A 19,253-nucleotide genomic window follows, 5' to 3' on the forward strand; every position below is an offset into this window, starting at 1 on the left:
AGACGCTGCCCAGCGTCAGTACGCCGGTAAAACAGAGCGCAGGTAATATCAGTCGCTTCATGCCACGCCATCCTCTTCAGCCTTCACGGCCTGACGCTGACGCTTAGCGCGGCGGTCTTTCCAGGTCAGCCAGAACAGTTCAAATACGGTACGAATAATGGTTATCAGGGAACGGAAAGGTTTGTCTTTCGGCCCTTCCGGTTTAATCCAGGCGTCGGCGCGGGAAAGCACCACGCGCACCAGTTCACGACGGCGCGAGAGCGGCATATCGTCAAACTTAAGCCGGATCACGCCATCTTCAGCGCCGATAATGCCCACCGGAATAGAGATCGTGCCGGATTGCAGCATCACATCAATGGCTTCAATGGCATCTGTCTCATGACGGTTATCCGGTGCCACAACCTGCGCGCCACCCATCGACAGATTCACGGTGGTGGTGCGTGAGGAGATCCCGCTGGCGTAATGCAGCACCACGGGAAGGCTGACTTCAACGCGGATAGTTTTACGCGTCTGCCTGGTCTCACGCGCTACGGCAATCGCCGCCATCAGAATAATCAGGCTGAATATCGCCCAGCCGACGTTCAGCGCAATCACGTAAGGATCCACGCCGAAGTAGTCATGCGCCACGGCGCGAACAATGCCGCTCACCACACCAATCAGCAGCAGTGCGGCGCAGATAACGTGAGGACGCACAATGTTGAAGTCAAAGAAGCCCACATCCAGCAGACCGCCCTTATCCGTTACGTTGAATTTGCCGTGCCTTGGCGAAATCATGGTCAGGATCGTCGGAATAACCAGATGGAAGGCCATCACCGTTTCGTAAATCTCGCCCCAGAAGGTGGCGCGAAAGCGGCCATTCATACGGGAGTTGACGTAGAGCGACATCACCAGGTGCGGCAGCACGTAGGCAAAAATCAGGCTGGCCGAAGAGTGAATAATGTTCAGGTTAAACAGCAGGTAGGCCAGCGGTGCGGTCAGGAAGATCACCCGCGGCAGGCCAAACTGGAAGTGCAGCATGGCGTTCAGGTAGCAGAGACGCTGCTGCCATTTCAGGCCACGGCCAAACAGGGGGTTATCCACGCGGAAAATCTGCGTCATGCCACGCGCCCAGCGGGTACGCTGAATGATATGCAGACCCAGACGCTCTGTTGCCAGACCAGCGGCCAGCGGCAGCGCCAGGAAGGCTGATTTCCAGCCGCGACGCTGCATTTTCAGCGCCGTGTGGGCATCTTCGGTCACGGTTTCCGTGGCGAAGCCGCCAATCTCTTCCAGCGCTGAACGGCGGATAACCGCACAGGAGCCACAGAAGAAGGTCGCGTTCCAGTTATCATTACCCTGCTGTACCGGGCCGTAGAACAGCGCACCTTCATTCGGGATTTCACGCGCGGCCTTCAGGTTGCGTTCAAATGGGTCCGGGGAATAGAAGTAGTGTGGCGTCTGTAACAGGGCCAGTTTGGGGTCGCGCAGGAACGGCGCAACCGTCGCCTGCAAAAAGGCACGGGTGGCAACATGGTCACAGTCAAAAACGGTAATCAGCTCACCTTTGGTGATGCGCATGGCGTGGTTAAGGTTACCCGCTTTTGCATGGCGGTTATCATCACGCGTGATGTAGCCCACGCCCGCGTCGGCAGCGAACACCGCAAACTCGCTACGCTTGCCGTCATCCAGCAGATAGATTTTGATTTTGTCGCGCGGATAGTCAATACACTGCGCGGCAAGTACGGTGTCCCGCACCACATCAAGGCTTTCGTTATAGCTCGGCACGTAGATATCCACGGTCGGCCATAAGTTAATGTCCTCTGGCATCGGCTCGATAGCTCTCTTAAGCGGCCATGATGTTTGCAGGTAGCCCAGGATCAGGATCAGCCAGACATAGACCTCGGCAAGAAATAATCCGATGCCGAGAATGGCTTCAACTTCCGAATTAAACGAGAGCGTTTCGGTAGCGCGCCAGTAAATATAGCGCGTCGACATTAATGCCGAGAGGAACACCATTACCATAGAGATTTTACGGCTCTTACCGAAGCCGAGAAGAATAAGAATGGCAATGGAGATCAGGCCAAAAATATACTGCTTCTGGCTGTCCATAGGCGTGATAACAATCACTGCGGCGAGCGGGAATAATACCAACAGCAGCAGGTAGTACAGGACTTTTTTCATGAGTCATCCTGAAAAAACGGAACTAGTATTTTACCGCAGCGAACGCACCACGGTGTTTCAGGCATCCTTACCCGACGGCACCGCCGTCGATTAACGCGATCTCAGCGGAGCCTGCATTTCACCATCGCCTACGGTGATATTGAGCAGGGCGGCAATACGCTTGCCGACAATCTCAATATCAAAAGCGGCAGCGGAAACCGGGCTGAAATCAAAGACAGACTGCTGCGAGGCATTGGCTTCCGCCACGCTCTCATCGCGATTTACCACGCCGAGCAACCGGTCGCCCAGCCGCTGTTGCATAAAGGCGGTCACGTCACGACTGATATTGCGGCGGCTGTCACTCTGGTTCAGCACAAAGTAGTGACCTGAGCGGTGATTAAGCGCGCCGCCAATCATCTTGTCGTTTTCGATCTGCGGCAACAGTGACAGCGAAGCGGTATCCGCCAGCATCACTACAAGGTGTAAATCGGCAAGATCGGTCATGGCCTTGAGGGCGGGACCCGGCCCTGGCGGAAAATCAGCCACAATCACCAGGCCAGGATAGTTGAGAACGGTATGCAGGCCGCGGGTAAGGAAGTTGGGATCGCGGGATAAATTATTTTCAAACTCAACCCGCTGTTCTTCCGTGACGTCACCATAAGGCAGCACAAAAATGTTGCCGCCGGTGGTTAAAATTGACTGGCTCCAGTCCGGCGATTCTGCCGATTTAGCCACATAGCCGCGGCCATCAGAGAGCGGCACACCAAAGTGCAGACGCAGAGCGTTTTGCACATCAAAGTCGATAGCCAGCACTTTACTGCCGCCACGGGCAAGGGTGTAAGCCAGGTTGGCAGCCATAGTGGTTTTACCCACGCCACCTTTGGGAGAACAAACGCAAACTAACGGCATGAGGCAATTCTCTCCAGCAGAGGTTGCAGCAAAGTATCTTTAGAAATCGCCACTGACGCTGGCTCTGCACTGAACAGCTGCCTGAAGCGTGGCAGCTGATCCGCTGTGGGTTGCGCAGTCGCGACCGGCTGCGGAGTGGCCGCTGCAAAAGGGGTTGTGGCGGCAGAAGGCGCCGCTGCCAGCGAAGCCAGCAGAGACGAAGCCGACGCTGGCACGGTGGCCTGGGCTGTGGCTAACGGATTTACCGCCTGAGACGGTTGCGCCAGCGGACTGGCTGCCTGCGCTGTGGCTGATGCATTTACCGTCTGAGCCAGCCGTGCTGCCAGCGGATTAAATGCCTGCGCTGCGGCTAAAGGGTTTGTCGTCGACAGGAACTCTGCGGCGGCAGTTGCAGGCTCTGCTGGCGCGGGTTCCTGTGCGGGAACAGGCTTCAGCGAAGCAGAGATGCTTTCCAGCAGCGAAGCCCCAACCTGCGCGGCAGCCGGTTTTGCCACAAAGGCCGCAACGCGGTGCGGCTGTGCAGAAGCCTGCGCCACAGGCTGTGGCCTCAGCGAGTGAGGCTGCGTCGGCAGCGACTGTAAAGAGGCATGTTCCGCCGTAAAAGTGTCATTGGTAATGGGCTGTGGCGCAGCGATATCAGTCAGCTGACCGTTACCCAATGCCGCTTCCGCCCCCTCGTTCATCAGCTGTTTGATGATCGCCCAGTTGGCACCGTCTGAATTCTTTGTCTGTTCAGACATGTCCTTGAATTCGATATGGTTTGTTTGCGTTTTTTCTTTAAAACGCTGCAGATCATCATAACTTTTCATGGGAGCGATCGCGAGGAGTGGGGGGATTTTGCGGCAATATAGCATATAAACATTATTTGCATCAGATTATTCTTATCGCCCGTTAAGCGTCAGTGGAGTGAATAATTAACTCTTCAACACAGATAAAATAAATGAATACGCAGACTATCAATCAACTTTGTTATTATTTTTCTTAATTAAATAATTTCGTCGGGTTAATTAAATAATTTTGCGATGTGATGAGTGCGACCAGAGAGAGGAAATACCCTTCTTTTTTAAGTTTAGCAATACTTTAGAAGAAGTTATCAAAGATTGTGCTGGCAGAGGTAAATATTTGACATAAGTCACTTTTCACTGGCCCTGCCCCCCTACTTTATCCGGTGGCCCTGAAACAAAGTGAAGTCAGCAGAAAGCAATGGCCTGAGTGCAACGGGTGGAGTCTGCGGATAACCGCCTCTTTTTCTTATAATTTCAATCAATAAAAAAGGGCGAACCCTGGGTTCGCCCTTCTGCCCTGCCGGCCGCTTTAGTTGCCGACCGGCTGACCTTCATCCTGGTCAACGGCGAAGCAGGCAATCTGCTGCTCACCATACTGCTTAAGCTGCGGCTGAAGCTGAGTACAGGGTCCGAAACGACGGCGACAGCGGGCGTTGAACGCACAGCCTGGCGGCGGGCTTAACGGACTTGGCAGCTCCCCGGTCAGCTTAATGCGTTCACGGCGCTCATCCGGATTCAGACGTGGCGTGGCAGAGAGCAGCGCCTGCGTGTAGGGATGACGCGGGTTCGCAAAGATCGCCTCTTTGGTGCCCCTCTCCACGCAGCGCCCCAGATACATCACCATCACTTCGTCCGCAATGTGCTCTACCACTGACAGATCGTGCGAGATAAAGACGTATGAGAGTCCCAGCTCCTGCTGTAAATCCATCATCAGGTTAAGCACCTGAGCACGCACCGAGACGTCCAGCGCCGACACGGGTTCATCGGCAATCAGCACGTCCGGATCCAGCATCAGGCCGCGTGCAATCGCAATACGCTGGCGCTGGCCGCCAGAAAACATATGCGGATAGCGATCGTAATGCTCGGTCTTCAGGCCCACCTTCGCCATCATCGCCAGCGTTTTTTCGCGGCGCTCTGCTTTGCTCAGAGAGGTATTAATCAGCAGCGGCTCTTCCAGGATCTGGCTGACCTTCTTACGCGGGTTCAGCGAGCCATACGGGTTCTGAAACACAATCTGGATTTTCTGACGACGCAGCTTTTGCGCCGCCGGATCGTGTTTAAGCAGATCCTGCCCCTGATAGAAAAGCTGGCCTTCGGTTGGGGTTTCAATCATGGTCAGCAGGCGACCCAGCGTGGATTTACCACAGCCAGACTCGCCAACTACTGCCAGCGTTTTACCCCGCTCCAGGTTAAAGGAGACGCCATCCAGCGCCTTCACCAACCGCTCCTGGCCAAACATCCCTTTCTTCACCGGGTAATGCTTTTTCAGATCGATCGCCTGCATCAGCAGCGCAGAGTTTTGTTCAGGATTCATAAGTTGGTCTCCCGGCATCATCCAGAGGGTAATGGCATTTGGACTGACGCCCCGGAATATCACGGAGTTCAGGCTCTTCAACACGACAACGGTCAGTCGCATAGGGGCAGCGTGGGTTCAGCAGGCAGCCGGTCGGACGGTCATATTTACCCGGCACAACGCCCGGCAGCGACGCGAGCCGCGCTTTGTCAGCGGCAAACTCAGGCAGCGCACGCAGCAGAGCCTGCGTATAGGGATGACGCGGCGCCTTAAAGATATCAACCGCTTTACCGGTTTCCACTACCTGTCCGGCGTACATCACGATGATATGTTGGGCAGCTTCGGCCACCAGCGCCAGATCGTGAGTGATCAGGATCAGCGCCATGTTCTCCTGGCGTTGCAGATCGAGCAGCAGCTCAATGATCTGCGCCTGAATGGTCACATCCAGCGCGGTGGTGGGTTCATCAGCAATCAGCAGCTTTGGCCGACAGGCAATCGCCATGGCGATCATCACGCGCTGGCTCATGCCGCCAGAGAGCTGATGCGGATAAACATCAAGACGGGAAGCGGGGTCAGGAATACCCACCTGGTTCAGCAGATCGATTGCACGCTGGTAGCGTGTTTTCTTGTTGCCGCCCTGATGAACCTTGATCGCTTCCATAATCTGGAAACCCACGGTATAGCAGGGGTTAAGGCTGGTCATCGGGTCCTGGAAAATCATCGCCACTTCCGAGCCTACCAGCTGGCGGCGCTCTTTTTCAGAGATGCGTTTCAGGTCCCGCTGGTTGAACTCCAGCTTTTCCGCCATCACTTTGCCGGGGAAATCAATCAGCCCCATAATCGCCAGCGAGCTGACCGATTTACCGGAGCCAGACTCCCCCACAATGCCCACTACCTGGCCCTGTTCAACCTGGTAGCTGATGCGGTCTACCGCGCGAAACGGTGCCTTCTCGTCGCCGAAATGCACCGACAGTTTGTCTACATTTAATAGTGCCATCTGGTGCCTCTTTACTGCTTGAGTTTCGGGTCGAGCGCGTCGCGTAAGCCGTCGCCCATCAGGTTAAATGCCAGTACGGTCAGCAGGATCGCCACCCCAGGGAAGGTAACTACCCACCAGGCACTTTGCGCATACTGCAACACGTCGGAGAGCATCGTGCCCCACTCCGGCGTTGGCGGCTGCGCACCCATACCCAGGAAGCCCAGCGCAGCCATATCGAGGATTGCGTTGGAGAAGCCCAGAGAAGCCTGCACGATCAGCGGTGCCAGGCAGTTTGGTAAAATATTGATGAACATCTGACGCAGCGCGCCCGCACCGGCCACATTGGAGGCGGTGACGTAATCGCGGTTCACCTCGACCAGCACCGCTGCACGCGTCAGGCGGATATAGTGCGGCAGGGCGACAAAGGTCAGCGCTATGGAGGCGTTGACGATAGAAGGCCCGAAGATAGCCACCAGCACCAACGCCAGCAGCAGGCTTGGCAGCGCCAGCATGATATCCACCAGACGCATAATAACGGCATCCGTTACGCCGCCCACGTAACCGGCGATCAGGCCAAAGATCACGCCCAGGATCAGCGACAGCACCACCACCAGACAGCCAACCAGCAGCGACAGCCGCGCGCCATACATCAGGCGGGAAAGCACATCACGGCCCACGTCATCCGTACCGAAGATAAACTTCCAGCTACCGCCATCCTGCCAGACCGGCGGGTGCAGCAGCGCATCACGGAACTGCTCGGAAGGGGCATGTGGCGCGACGAAGTTAGCGAAAATCGCGATAAGGAACATTAAAACCACGTAAACCAGCCCGATAACCGCGCCTTTATTACGTTTAAAATAGTGCCAGAACTCCTGTAGAGGGGTCATGGGCTTGGGTGCAGCGCTCACGCTGCCTGGATCAACTAAAGACATCCTGGCCCCCTTATTTCTTGTGGCGAATGCGCGGGTTAACCACGCCGTAGAGCACATCAACCAGCAGGTTGACGGCGATAATCAGAATGGCCACCATCAGCACGCCGCCCTGCACCACCGGATAGTCACGACGCTGAAGCGCATCGATCAGCCAGCGGCCCAGACCCGGCCAGGAGAAGATGGTTTCGGTCAGAATGGCTCCGGCCAGCAGCGTTCCGACCTGCAAACCGATCACGGTCACCACAGGCAGCATGGCGTTGCGCAGCGCATGAACCACAATAACGCGCATTCTCGTCAGCCCCTTGGCACGCGCGGTACGAATGTAGTCTTCGCCCAGCACTTCCAGCATCGCGGAACGGGTCATACGCACGATAACGGCCAGCGGGATCGTGCCCAGCACGATGGCAGGCAGGATCATATGCATCACCGCATCTTTGAAGTCGCCCGGCTCGCCCCAGAACAGGGTATCGATCAGCATAAAGCCGGTCAGCGGCTGGGTGTCATCAAGGAAGACCGTATCGCCTATTCGCCCCGAAACCGGCGTCAGGTTCAGCTGCACGGAAACCAGCATGATCAGCATCATTCCCCACCAGAAAATCGGCATGGAATAGCCAGTCAGCGAGATGCCAACGGCGGTGTGATCAAAAATGGAACCGCGCTTCACCGCAGCCAGAACCCCAACCGGGATGCCCACCGCAACGGCGAAAATCATGGCGCAGAAACCGAGTTCCAGCGTCGCTTTAAAGCGGGGAACGAATTCCTGCCAGACCGGGATGCGGCTTTTCAGTGAGATGCCCAAATCGCCATGGAGCACGCCATAGACGTAGGAGACATATTGTTGCCACAGCGGCTTGTCCAGACCCATCTGGGCCAGCAACTGCGCGTGACGTTCTGGAGAGATACCGCGTTCGCCAGCCATAATCAGCACCGGGTCGCCCGGGATCATATGCACAAACGCGAAGGTTAACAGGGTGATGCCAATAAACGTCGGGATAACAAGTCCCAGACGTCGGAGTATGAACTGCAACATATTCCGGATTCTCTTTTAGTTCCCGCAGACTCATGGCCTGAAGGATTATATTTGCTCACATCTTGCGGCGGATATTCTCCCCCGCGACGCCCCGTAGGGCGCACAGACAATTCTTTTGCTTCCGAGCGGTACGACTTAGAGAGGGGCCGGAAAAGACCGGCCCGACAGGGGGCGAGAGGGGGCCGACCGGCCCCGACTGTTATTCCTGAATATCAACATTCTCGAAGTGATGTTTACCTAATGGATCAACCACATAGCCGGACACTTTTTTGCTGACTGGCTCGTACACCGTAGAGTGCGCGATAATCAGCGCAGGCGCCTGGTCATGCATCACAACCTGAGCCTGTTTGTAGTATTCAATTCGTTTGTTGTGATCGGCTTCAGCACGGGCTGGCTGAATCTGATCTTCAAACGGCTTGTAGCACCAGCGAGAGTAGTTGGAACCATCTTTAGCGGCGACACAGCTGAACAGGGTGGCGAAGAAGTTATCCGGATCCCCATTATCACCCGTCCAGCCCATCATAACGGTCTGGTGCTCACCCGCTTTAGCACGCTTCAGGTATTCGCCCCACTCGTAGGTGACGATTTTGGCCTTCACGCCAATTTTCGCCCAGTCGTTCTGGATCATTTCAGCCATACGACGCGCGTTAGGGTTGTAAGGACGCTGTACCGGCATCGCCCAGAGGTCGATAGAGAAACCGTCTGGCATGCCCGCTTCTTTCAGCAGCTCTTTCGCTTTCGCCGTGTCGTAAGGGTAATCCTGCACCGAGTCGTTGTAGCCCCACATGGTTGGTGGGATCAGGTTTTTAGCCGCCTGGCCAGCACCCTGATAAACTGCCTCGATAATCGCCTTCTTGTTGACCGCCATGGTCAGCGCCTGACGCACTTTCAGGTTATCCAGCGGTTTTTTCTCGGTGTTGAAGGAGAGATAGCCGACGTTCAGGCCTGGCATCTGCATCAGGTTGATATTTTTATCTTCCTTCATGCGGGCGATATCAGCCGGGTTCGGGTACGGCATCACCTGACATTCGCCTTTTTGCAGCTTGGCGTAACGCACGGAGGCGTCCGGGGTGATGGAGAAGACCAGACGATCGATTTTTGGCTTGGTGCCCCAGAACTGGTCAAACGCTTTGTAGAGAATGCGCGAGTCTTTCTGGTATTGCAGCAGCTGGAACGGGCCGGTACCGACCGGGTTCAGGTCGATTTTTTCCGGGGTACCCGCTTTCAGCATGTTATCCGCATATTCCGCAGAGAGGATTGAAGCGAAGTCCATGCCCAGGTCAGCCAGGAAAGGAGCCTCCGGACGCGTCAGCACAAAGCGCACGGTGTTCTCGTCCACTTTCTCAATTTTGCTGATAAGCTTCGGCATATCCATGCCTTCGAAGTACTCATAGCTGCCGCCAGAGACGCCGTGATATTTGTTTTTGGTATCCAGCTGACGCTCGAAAGAGAACACCACGTCATCCGCGTTGAAGTCACGCGTCGGCTTAAAATCTTTGGTGGTCTGCCACTTCACGCCCTTGCGCAGATGGAAGGTGTAGGTCTTGCCATCTTCGCTCACGTCCCATTTTTCCGCCAGACCTGGTTGCAGTTCGGTGGTGCCGATTTTGAATTCAACCAGACGGTTATAGATCGGTACAGAGCTGGCATCGTAAGTGGTGCCGGAAGTGAAGAGCTGTGGGTTAAAGCCTTCAGGCGACCCTTCTGAACAATAAACAAGGGTCTTAGCCTGGACGCCAGCGGCAACGGTCAGAGCGATCAGGCTCAGACCTACCTTCAGCATCCCTGTTTTAGAAATACGCATGCTTCTGCTCCAATTGTGATGTGGTGTTGTGTGCACTTCCGCAAGACCCTGTATTTTTTTAAGTGCGGTCTTTGCGCGTTGCCTTTCGGCAGTCGAGGAGAGAGCGAGCCTGAAAAGTTACCATCAGACTAATCCGCTTCACTTCTCGTCGAGGCATCAATTTGTCAACAGTTGCAAGCAACGTCAATACAACTGTGAGGTATTTACACAGAGTGTGAGAAACAGCAAGCAAACATAAAAAAAACCAATCCATAACAATTCCAGAGGAAACGTTTATTTCATGCGCAGAATGCCAGACAAACATAATGCCCTTACCTTCGATCATGGCAATTTGCTCTGAAAAAAAACGATTAAATTAGTCCGCCAGGTGCCTTTTTTATGAACGATACGCTTTGCTTATGTCAGCTTATCCAGCTAAATATGCTGCAACACTGGCATAAGAAATCATCAACAGCCCGATAACGGTCATAAGCGTAACGCGACGCGAATTAAGCGGCTGAAGCCAGGCAGCAGAAGGGTTTGCAGCGAAAATCGCTGCCGGAAAATGGACTTTTTTGCGGAAGAGTCATCTTCAGGCGACAGAATATTATGCTACCCCTGATCGCCGGCGAGCAGCAGGCATAAAAAAGCCCGGAAAGATCCGGGCTTCGAAAGCGGTTTTACCAGCCGGTCACGCTTTGTTATCCGCAGGCGCTGTGCCCTTTTTAGGGTCGGCACACCAGTTGTTGCTCTCTTTGATCCCGCCATCGGGTGAGGTATACCCCAGGCAGCCCAGAATGGTGTCGAACAGCTCAACATGACGATGGGTTGCGCCCACGCGCTGCTGGGCCTTCAGCCGGTCAAAGGCGTCCAGATGCGTCGGGTCTGCCAGGTACTTATCCGAAGCCCAGACAATCATCGGTACGCGGAACTGCTCCGGCGGTGCCATATGGCGCGGCGTGCCGTGGAGATGCATATTGTCACTGATCGATTCGCCGTGGTCAGCCGCATAGAACACAATGGCTTTTTTATCCCGCAGCTGGTCAAACACGCTCTCCAGCACCGTATCCGTATAGAGCACCGAGTTATCAAACGCGTTGATTAACATCTCTTTGCTGCACTTGTCATCCACACCCATGCACTCTGGCTGATAGCGGGCAAAATCACGTGGATAGCGCTGAGAATAAAGGTAATGAGAGCCTTTGGTATGCAGCACCACCAGGTGTTTACCCTGAGGATGACGATCCAGTGACTTTTTCAGTTCCGGAATCAACAACATATCGTCAACAGATTTGCCCTGATTCTCTTTTTCAGAGCCGATCTGCTCGCGGAAGGCGAAGTTATCAGCGTTGCTGTTGTTGTAGAACCAGACTTCGCTCTGCATGGCGAACAGTTCAGAACTGAAGCCCAGCTCTTTCAGTACCGAAAAGATATTCTGCTCTTTCAGCGTACGGCCCGGCCCTTCATCCGTTCCTCCTTCACGCACAAACATGCAGCGTAAAGAGAGCTTGGTGGCGGTATCACAGGATTCCCCGCGGAAGGCGACCAGGTTCTTCTCTTTCGACAGTTTCGGCGTGGTATCCCGTTCATAGCCCAGCATTCCCATATGATCCCAGCGCGTGGTTTCGCCAATCACAAACACCACATAGGTATCATCCAGCCCGGCAGCAGGCGCCGTGTAGGTGAACTGCTTTGCCGGATCCAGCAGGTCTTTGCTGTCCATCTTCTCGTCGTAGCTGGTATAAGCAAACAGGCCGAGCGCAGAGAGCCAGTTTGACGGCAGATAGGAGTGAGCGACTACTCCGCCGTAGCTTGGCAGATCGACGTTGGTGATTTTCTCGTTAATATTCTGCTGCTTGTCAAAGAAACGGATCGGCAGCCAGACCAGCGCTACCGCCAGCAGCAGCACCAACAGAGGTTTGATGCGCTGGCCCGGCGTTTTCAGCTGTTCAATCAGCGTCAGGCGCAGCGAGTTGCGCCAGATCAGCAGTAACGGGATAGCGCTGACCAGCACCATCCATAAAACGAAGTGATAACCGATGACCTCTTTCGACAGGTCAGTATCGGTGGTCATCACCGACGCGACGATGCCGTAGCCAATCACCACGTTGAAGAAGCTCATATAGTAGCTTGCCGCAACGGAAATCAGCACCAGCGCCGTGGCGCTGACACGCCAGAACACTTTGCCACCCAGCGACAACAGACGCATCAGGAAGAAGGTCAGCAGGACAATGGCCACCACTTCAGCCACAGCGGAAACCCACTGTAACGCTTTGAAATGGCTAATAAAGGGGTCAAATCGGCGGTAAAAAACCGGTATATTCAGGAAGATACCGATGTAAAATGCCAGCATAAGCGACAGCTTTTGCTGAGTCAGTGATTTTATGTAGTTCATGCAACCTTATTCCCGGCGTAACTTAAACGGATCTTAAACGCTAATCAGACCGTACCGTTGCGCCAGAGTTCGGAAAGCAGGTCGATTATCCTCCAGCAGCAAGGCTGTGAAAGAAGGCGTGAGCGAAGGGGGTGCCCTCACACAAGCGGCGTAGTTAACCACATTACGCGCAATTTTTCAGATCAATCGACGGAATAAGCGCAAAAAAGGTTAAAAAATGAGCTTTATCAGACGCCGCTGAATCCGTTATAGCCTTGATCTTCCCAGTAACCGCCGGGGTTCTGATTAGTGACAAAGATTTCACGGATGTGCTTGGCGTTCTTGAAGCCCAGTTTGGTGGGAATGCGCAGGCGCAGCGGATAACCAAAATCGGGCGGCAGCGGTTTTTTGTCGAAATCCAGCGCCAGGATAGTTTGTGGATGCAGCGCAGAAGGCATATCCAGGCTGCTGTAATAACGGTCATCACACTTAAAGCCGACATATTTAGCGGTGAGATCGGCCCCCACATGTTGTAAAAACGTTTTCAACGGCACGCCGCTCCACTGCCCAATGGCGCTCCAGCCCTCAATGCAGATCAGCCGGGTGATCTGCTCACTCTGCGGCAGGCGTTGCAGCTGCTCCAGCGTCCACGGCGTTTTCTTCTCAACGCTGCCGGAGACCTCCAGACGGTAATCAGCCAGGTCGATCTCCGGCACGTTATATTCAGGATAAAAGGCGTTAAAACGGAAGGGCCGGGTGATTTGTGACTCGTTATAGGTCTGCGCCAGCTTGCTGCCGCTGAACAGCCATGCCTGTACCCGATCGTTCCAGCGGGACATTGCCCACAGCACTTTATCCACCTCATCGCCATCCTGTAGATTGCAGCCCGTCAGCATCGAGACTGCGCCCAGCGTCAGTCCGGAGCGCAACAGTAAACGGCGCTCCAGGTTCACCAGCTTTTTACGCTGGGCCGGCTCCAGGATGATTTTCGGTTTTTTACTCATCGGCAGACTCCCTGATCCTTCCACCCGTCACCATCGCAGGCAGCGTTTTCGGCACCAGCAGCACCATCGCCACATGCAGCACCACAAACAGCATCAGGCCGCTCATGGCAAAAAAATGGACGTAGCGGGCGATGTCAAAACCACCCAACAGCGCAACCAGCGCATCCAGCTGTACCGGTTTCCAGATGGCCAGCCCGGAGAGAACCAGCAGCGCCCCCAGCAGCAGCACCACTATATAAAGCAGCTTTTGCACCGCGTTATAGTCTCTATGCTGATGAGGCAACCGGAAGCGAAGCGCAAGAGCCGTGTCTCTGATAACCGTGCCCGCGCTGAAGGGGAAGAAACGGCGACGGAAATGGCCGCTGAGCACGCCCCACACGATATAGATCAGCGCGTTGACGAACAGCAGCCACATCACCGCCAGATGCCAGGCGAGATTACCGCCAAGCCAGCCGCCCAGCGTCACGGATTGGGGAAAGGTAAAGGAAAAGAGCGGCGAGGCGTTGTAGATGCCCCACCCGCTCATCACCATGCCGGCCATCACCAGCACGTTCAGCCAGTGACAGAGCCGGACGGGCCAGGGATGAACCCGTTTTTTTGCAGAAGCCGACATGGTTGCGCTCCGGTTTACATTGGTGGGGTCAGGCCATCTTTACCTACCGCCACGCCGCGCGCGGTCAGATTACCCTGCTCATCTTTTTCCCCAAACAGCACCACTTTAGTGCCAGCTTTCAGCAGGCTGCGATCGCCCGGCTCCAGCAACACCACCGGAACATCATCAGGCACGATCACGGTTTTTTCCATATCCTTCACTTTCACGGTCAGGGTACGGCCATTGGAGTGAACCAGTTTACCCACGGTGCCGTTGGTCATGGTATTGACTTTACCGTCGGCGGATTCAAACGGGTTGAAACCTTCACCGCTCCCACGCAGGCCTGGCGCAAAGACATGCACTTCCAGCGCTTTCAGCTCGCCGTTTGCCATTGGCACCGCCGCCGTACCGATATAGCTGTCTGGCTTGATATCGCTCATTTTGGCTTTACTGACGCTGTTCACTTTGGTCTGATCGGTGATTTTCACATTCAGCTTGTCGCCCTGTCGGGTGGTGATCTGCATGGCAGAGTCGCTAACTGAGTCGATGGTGCCACGGGTAGGTTTGATGGTGGTATCTGTAGCAAAGGTGCTGCCACTGACCAGCAGCGTGCCGAGCAGCAGGGCTGCAATGCGGGATTTGAGCATGTTTCTCTCCTGAGAAAGTTTTCCGGGCTGAGTCGGTAGTTAGTTTGCTAAGTAAGCGTAACCGTCTGCGGTGAATATACGAGGTGAAACACGGATTTATTATGTTCGCAAACGTAACCATACCGTGACGAAACGAAGTGCTGCGCGGCGGGCAGATGCTGCATTTTGATGGCAGAACGGTTATCTGCGGGCGTTGGGATCAGGCTCTGAGGTTGTGCAGGTGGGTGAGCGCAGCCACCTCCAGCCGCCAGTCTGAACGGTGGCTGAAGGTGCTTGTGCGCCTTTCTCTTATGGAAGAGAAAGAGGGGCTTAGTTGATGATATTCAGCGTAACGTCGATGTTGCCGCGGGTCGCGTTGGAATAGGGGCAGACAATATGTGCCGCATCCACCAGTTTTTTCGCTTCTGCCGGATCCATGCCTTCCAGATGGATGTTGAGCTTCGCTTCGATACCAAAACCGGTAGGGATTGGGCCAATACCCACTTCGCCTTCAATAAACGCCTCTTTTGGCAGGGAGATTTTGTCGCGGCCCGCCACAAATTTCATCGCGCCCAGGAAGCAGGCAGAGTAACCAGCGGCAAACAGCTGTTCCGGGTTAGTGGCTTCGCCGCCGGCGCCGCCCATCTCTTTTGGCACGCCCAGCTTGACGTCCAGCACGCTGTCGGAAGAGGTTGCACGACCATCACGGCCGCCGGTGGCTTTGGCTTTTGCGGTATAAACAACTTTTTCTAAAGACATAATGACTCTCCTGATTGGGTTATTGTGCGATTTAATCGCGCACTACTTATCGGATCAACTGAACTCTTTCATTTTCGCAGCCTGCGATTAACCGTTCAGGTTATCGCGCAGGCTTTCCAGATTCGTTTTCAGCGAGCTTAACGTCTCGCTGTCGCAGGCTGTGGCACAGAACACCGTATCGGGGATATTCACGGCTTTACTGCGTAATTCACGGCCCTGTTCTGTCAGGGTGACCATCACCTGCCGCTCATCTTTGCGTGAGCGCTGGCGATGAAGCAGCCCTGCCGATTCCAGCCTTTTTAACAGCGGTGTCAGCGTGGCGGAGTCCAGAAAAAGACGTTCGCCAATATCAGAAACGGTAACGTCATCCCGCTCCCACAGCACCAGCATCACCAGATATTGTGGGTAGGTTATCTCAAGCTGCGTTAACAGCTGGCGATAGAGCTTGTGCAGTGCCAGGTTCGCTGAATAGAGCGCAAAACAGAGCTGTTGATCAAGCAACAGTGGCGCGTCCTGGGCTTTTTTGTCATCTTTAACGGTAGTCATGACTAAAAATATAAATAGCACACGATACAATTGCAAGCGAAATTTTATCTGCGGGAGAAGGCGAATGCTTACACTGGAAGAACAGGCACGACATTATGCCACTAAAGTCCACGCCGAAGCGGGGCAGCGTCGGAAATATACCGATGAGCCTTATATTGTGCATCCGGCGGCGGTGGTGGAGCTGGTCCGCAGCGTTACCGACAACGAGGTGATGCTAGCCGCCGCCTGGCTGCACGACACGGTAGAAGATACCGCCAGCACGCTGAATGATATCACCAGCCATTTTGGCGCGGAGGTGGCAGCGCTGGTAGAGATGCTGACCGACAGCCATCCTGCGGAAGCCAGAAACCGCGCCGCGCGCAAAGTTGCCCATTTCCGGCACTCTGCGCTGGCCTCGCCGGATGCCCAGACCATCAAGCTGGCGGATATCATCGATAACACGCGCTCTATCATCCCTTTCGACCCGCATTTTGCCCGCGTCTATCTGGTAGAGAAGCGCATCCAGATTGCGTTGCTCACCGAAGGCAACCGTGAACTGTGGCAGCAGGCATCGGTGATTATTGAAAACGGCATCGACCAGTTAACGCAAGCGCCCCATCGGGTTCCTGCGGTCTGGTTCACAAAGCAACAGCAAAAATACCCCGTCGCACTGTGAGTAAATGGGCGGGCCGCTGCCGGTCCGCCCGCAAATCAGCAAAATGATCTCTCTGTGCTGTCAGCATGTTACTGGCATGAATTGGCAAGACCTGACACCCCTCATTCCTATAATCGCCCCCCTAATCATAATAAGGGGGCTGTTGTGCATTCTGATTTACTTTTTATCCGAAACAGGGCGTTAGCTTTTCTGGGCTGTGGTGCTTATCTCTGCGCCATGATGGGGCTGGTATTTATTGATGTGCGTTGGATGAACGATGCTGTACATGAAACCTCTTTCACAGAAGTCGCGCAGGAAGGCATGCTGCTGCTTATCGCCCTGCTCTATTTTGCCAGAGCCTGGCGTCAGGCCCCTCTGCGGCCACTCTATGTGCTGGTCGGCGGGTTCTTCAGCTGCATGCTGATCCGTGAGCTGGATTTTCTGTTTGATGAGATTGTCCACGGAAGCTGGGTCTGGTTTGCGTTAGCGATAACGCTGCTCTGCGTGGGAACAGCTTTGCGTCAACCACGCCGGATACTTTCTGGCCTTGCAGCTTATCTCCGTCACCCCGGCTGGGGAATGATGTGCGCGGGTATGCTCACCACCCTGATCTTCTCGCGCCTGTTTGGGCAGCACGAGCTTTGGCAGCATCTGATGCTGGATGGCTATAACCGTACGGTAAAAAACATGGCGGAAGAGGGCTGCGAACTGCTGGGTTACAGCCTCTGCCTGTTCTCCACCTGTCGCTATCTTTTTGGGGCGGGTAAACTGACTCCGGCCGCTTAAGGCGGGTATGACAGGAGAGTGATGGGGAAGTAAAAAACGGAAACCAGCGAGCGCGGTTTCCGTTTTTTTTTACTGGTGGTAGAAAATGTCGCCAGATTCCGCCTGCAAAATTTTGCCGTCTGCTTTAGAGATCAGCACATAGTTGCCGCCCATATAGGTCCAGTTGGTGCCTTCAGCTGGTTTTGGCAGGTTACGGGTTTTCCAGTCAACGATTTCATATTTTTTGGTGCGGTAGCGGTCGGGAACCACGCTGCCAATATTGAAGCGCTGGAAATCCGCGAAGAAAGTTTTGATCGCGTAGGGGTGAGCAGGATCGGGCTTCTCAGGCACATCCAGTCTCTTTTCCGCTGGCGACTGCACGTCCGGCGTCTGGCCTGGTGTGGTTACGCCCTGCGTGGTGGCGTCCGGTGCTTCACCGGTTGGATCCGCATCCGGTGCTGGCGCGGCCTGCGGTTGTGCTGCCGGGTCCTGCCCTTCGGTAGTCTGAACTTGCGGAGCCTGCTCGCCTTCTGCGTAAGCGGTGGACATCGCTGGCAGGGCACTCAACAATACTGCTGATAACAACACGATCTTCGACTTACTCATAATTTCTCCAGATTGAACACCGTCAGCCCTGAGGCGTACTGAGCGAATTCTACAAAATAAATCGCTACAGTTTTGACTTTTTTACGCGCAACGGGCCGGTTTACACGCCTTTACGCTTATTCGCCCCGATAAACGGGCAGTAAGCCACCTTATTATTGCCGCTTCCCTGCTGTTACCTCACTGGCGGCACTGCTAAATTATCCTGCTGCACCGGGCCGCTGACGTGGCGCATTCCGGCAAACTTTATGAACCTGCTCACAGTTAGCGCTAAAAGAATAATTTATTCCTTTATAATTAACTTTGAACAATTAAATATTCCATTCAGCGTTTGCGCCGCTTCCGGAGCAAACCAACCAGCGAGTAAGTTATGAACATCGATCTCTCCGTCCTGACCACCGAAGGCCGCAACGCCGTAAGCGAAAACATCGATATGCTCTCAACCGAAGAGATGTTGCAGGTTATCAACGGTGAAGACCAGAAAGTTGCGCTGGCGGTAGAGAAGGTTATTCCGGCGATTGCGCAAACCGTAGACGCCATTGTGGCAGCCTTCAATAAAGGCGGCCGCCTGATCTACTGCGGAGCAGGAACCTCCGGCAGACTGGGCATCCTTGACGCAAGTGAGTGCCCACCAACTTTTGGCACCCCGCGCGGGCAGGTTGTGGGGCTGATTGCCGGTGGGCACCAGGCCATTTTGCAGGCCGTGGAGAATGCGGAAGACAGCCTGACACTGGGCGTGGAAGACCTGAAAAATCTCGGCTTTAACGACAAGGATGTGCTGGTGGGTATTGCCGCCAGCGGACGCACACCTTACGTCATTGCGGCGCTGAACTATGCCAAAAGCCTGGGCGCGACCACGGCCGCCCTGACCTGTAACGCGGGCAGCGAAATGACGCTGATTGCCGATATCGCTATCGTGCCGGTTGTCGGCCCGGAAGTGGTGACTGGCTCTTCACGCATGAAGGCGGGCACCGCGCAAAAACTGGTGCTGAATATGCTCACCACCGGCGCGATGATCCGCAGCGGCAAGGTTTATGGCAACCTGATGGTGGATGTGGAAGCGACGAACAAGAAGCTGGTGCAGCGACAGATAAATATTGTGCAGGAAGCCACCGATTGCGATGCACAGACTGCCAGCCGGGCGCTGAACGCCTGCGGCAACCACTGTAAAACCGCCATCGTCATGGTGCTGGGAAACCTTGAAGCTGAGCAGGCGCGGCAGCTTTTAAAGGCTAACGGCGGATTTATCCGTCAGGCGCTACATAACGCCGGGAGCTAGC

At 54.8% G+C, this 19,253-nt stretch carries 18 protein-coding genes; 3 read left to right on the forward strand and 15 right to left on the reverse strand.

Going from position 1 to position 19,253, the window contains the following annotated elements; all coding sequences use genetic code 11:
* Positions 1-57: 57 nt before the first annotated feature.
* The 14 genes from bcsA to AAH450_RS15950 all read right to left on the reverse strand — a co-directional run bounded on the left by bcsA (position 58) and on the right by AAH450_RS15950 (position 15,971).
* Positions 58-2,160: a UDP-forming cellulose synthase catalytic subunit gene (gene bcsA / locus AAH450_RS15885; RefSeq protein WP_342911069.1), complete on the reverse strand. Its 2,103-nt coding sequence runs from the start codon at positions 2,158-2,160 to the stop codon at positions 58-60.
* A gap of 90 nt (positions 2,161-2,250) precedes the next feature.
* Positions 2,251-3,048 (reverse strand): cellulose biosynthesis protein BcsQ, encoded by a 798-nt coding sequence (bcsQ, locus tag AAH450_RS15890; RefSeq protein ID WP_342911070.1) that lies wholly within the window; start codon positions 3,046-3,048, stop codon positions 2,251-2,253.
* Positions 3,039-3,902, reverse strand: a complete 864-nt coding sequence (gene bcsO / locus AAH450_RS15895; RefSeq protein ID WP_342911071.1) for a cellulose biosynthesis protein BcsO — start codon at positions 3,900-3,902, stop codon at positions 3,039-3,041. Before bcsO ends, bcsQ begins: the two co-directional genes overlap by 10 nt.
* A 460-nt stretch (positions 3,903-4,362) precedes the next feature.
* On the reverse strand, positions 4,363-5,367 hold the full coding sequence (dppF, locus tag AAH450_RS15900) for a dipeptide ABC transporter ATP-binding subunit DppF (RefSeq protein WP_342911072.1): 1,005 nt from the start codon (positions 5,365-5,367) through the stop codon (positions 4,363-4,365).
* Positions 5,357-6,343 carry a dipeptide ABC transporter ATP-binding protein gene (gene dppD / locus AAH450_RS15905; protein ID WP_342911073.1) on the reverse strand — a complete coding sequence of 329 codons (987 nt, stop codon included), beginning with the start codon at positions 6,341-6,343 and terminating at the stop codon, positions 5,357-5,359. The genes dppF and dppD overlap by 11 nt, the downstream gene beginning before the upstream one ends.
* An 11-nt stretch (positions 6,344-6,354) precedes the next feature.
* Positions 6,355-7,257: a dipeptide ABC transporter permease DppC gene (dppC, locus tag AAH450_RS15910; RefSeq protein ID WP_342911074.1), complete on the reverse strand. Its 903-nt coding sequence runs from the start codon at positions 7,255-7,257 to the stop codon at positions 6,355-6,357.
* 10 nt (positions 7,258-7,267) lie between these two features.
* Positions 7,268-8,287, reverse strand: a complete 1,020-nt coding sequence (gene dppB, locus AAH450_RS15915) for a dipeptide ABC transporter permease DppB (protein WP_342911075.1) — start codon at positions 8,285-8,287, stop codon at positions 7,268-7,270.
* Between the two features lie 199 nt (positions 8,288-8,486).
* Positions 8,487-10,091 carry a dipeptide ABC transporter periplasmic-binding protein DppA gene (dppA, locus tag AAH450_RS15920; RefSeq protein ID WP_342911076.1) on the reverse strand — a complete coding sequence of 535 codons (1,605 nt, stop codon included), beginning with the start codon at positions 10,089-10,091 and terminating at the stop codon, positions 8,487-8,489.
* A gap of 670 nt (positions 10,092-10,761) precedes the next feature.
* Positions 10,762-12,465, reverse strand: coding sequence for a kdo(2)-lipid A phosphoethanolamine 7''-transferase (eptB, locus tag AAH450_RS15925; RefSeq protein ID WP_342911077.1), 1,704 nt, complete (start codon positions 12,463-12,465; stop codon positions 10,762-10,764).
* Positions 12,466-12,692: 227 nt separating this feature from the next.
* Complete coding sequence (locus AAH450_RS15930) at positions 12,693-13,448, reverse strand: molybdopterin-dependent oxidoreductase (RefSeq protein ID WP_342911078.1); 756 nt, start codon at positions 13,446-13,448, stop codon at positions 12,693-12,695.
* A complete protein-coding gene (locus AAH450_RS15935) occupies positions 13,441-14,061 on the reverse strand; it encodes a cytochrome b/b6 domain-containing protein (RefSeq protein ID WP_342911079.1) in 621 nt (206 codons plus the stop codon). Before AAH450_RS15935 ends, AAH450_RS15930 begins: the two co-directional genes overlap by 8 nt.
* Before the next feature lie 14 nt (positions 14,062-14,075).
* Positions 14,076-14,687: a hypothetical protein gene (locus AAH450_RS15940; protein WP_342911080.1), complete on the reverse strand. Its 612-nt coding sequence runs from the start codon at positions 14,685-14,687 to the stop codon at positions 14,076-14,078.
* Between the two features lie 309 nt (positions 14,688-14,996).
* Positions 14,997-15,425 carry an organic hydroperoxide resistance protein gene (locus tag AAH450_RS15945; RefSeq protein WP_318789137.1) on the reverse strand — a complete coding sequence of 143 codons (429 nt, stop codon included), beginning with the start codon at positions 15,423-15,425 and terminating at the stop codon, positions 14,997-14,999.
* An 87-nt stretch (positions 15,426-15,512) separates the two neighbouring features.
* Complete coding sequence (locus AAH450_RS15950; RefSeq protein ID WP_342911081.1) at positions 15,513-15,971, reverse strand: MarR family winged helix-turn-helix transcriptional regulator; 459 nt, start codon at positions 15,969-15,971, stop codon at positions 15,513-15,515.
* Positions 15,972-16,035: 64 nt separating this feature from the next.
* On the opposite strand from AAH450_RS15950, the gene AAH450_RS15955 reads away from it, so the two are divergent.
* Positions 16,036-16,626 carry an HD domain-containing protein gene (locus AAH450_RS15955; protein WP_342911082.1) on the forward strand — a complete coding sequence of 197 codons (591 nt, stop codon included), beginning with the start codon at positions 16,036-16,038 and terminating at the stop codon, positions 16,624-16,626.
* A 144-nt stretch (positions 16,627-16,770) separates the two neighbouring features.
* The gene (locus AAH450_RS15960; protein ID WP_342911083.1) at positions 16,771-17,391 is read left to right on the forward strand and encodes a hypothetical protein; all 621 of its coding nucleotides are present in this window, start codon (positions 16,771-16,773) and stop codon (positions 17,389-17,391) included.
* A gap of 69 nt (positions 17,392-17,460) precedes the next feature.
* Here AAH450_RS15960 and AAH450_RS15965 read toward each other — a convergent pair whose 3' ends face one another.
* A complete protein-coding gene (locus AAH450_RS15965; protein ID WP_342911084.1) occupies positions 17,461-17,976 on the reverse strand; it encodes an RcnB family protein in 516 nt (171 codons plus the stop codon).
* Between the two features lie 367 nt (positions 17,977-18,343).
* Here AAH450_RS15965 and murQ point away from each other — a divergent pair, with 367 nt between their 5' ends.
* Positions 18,344-19,252 carry an N-acetylmuramic acid 6-phosphate etherase gene (gene murQ, locus AAH450_RS15970; protein ID WP_342911085.1) on the forward strand — a complete coding sequence of 303 codons (909 nt, stop codon included), beginning with the start codon at positions 18,344-18,346 and terminating at the stop codon, positions 19,250-19,252.
* The last annotated feature ends 1 nt before the right edge of the window (position 19,253 follow it).

The sequence above is a fragment of the Erwinia magellanica genome (assembly GCF_039023495.1).
In the GTDB taxonomy this organism is placed as follows: domain Bacteria; phylum Pseudomonadota; class Gammaproteobacteria; order Enterobacterales; family Enterobacteriaceae; genus Erwinia.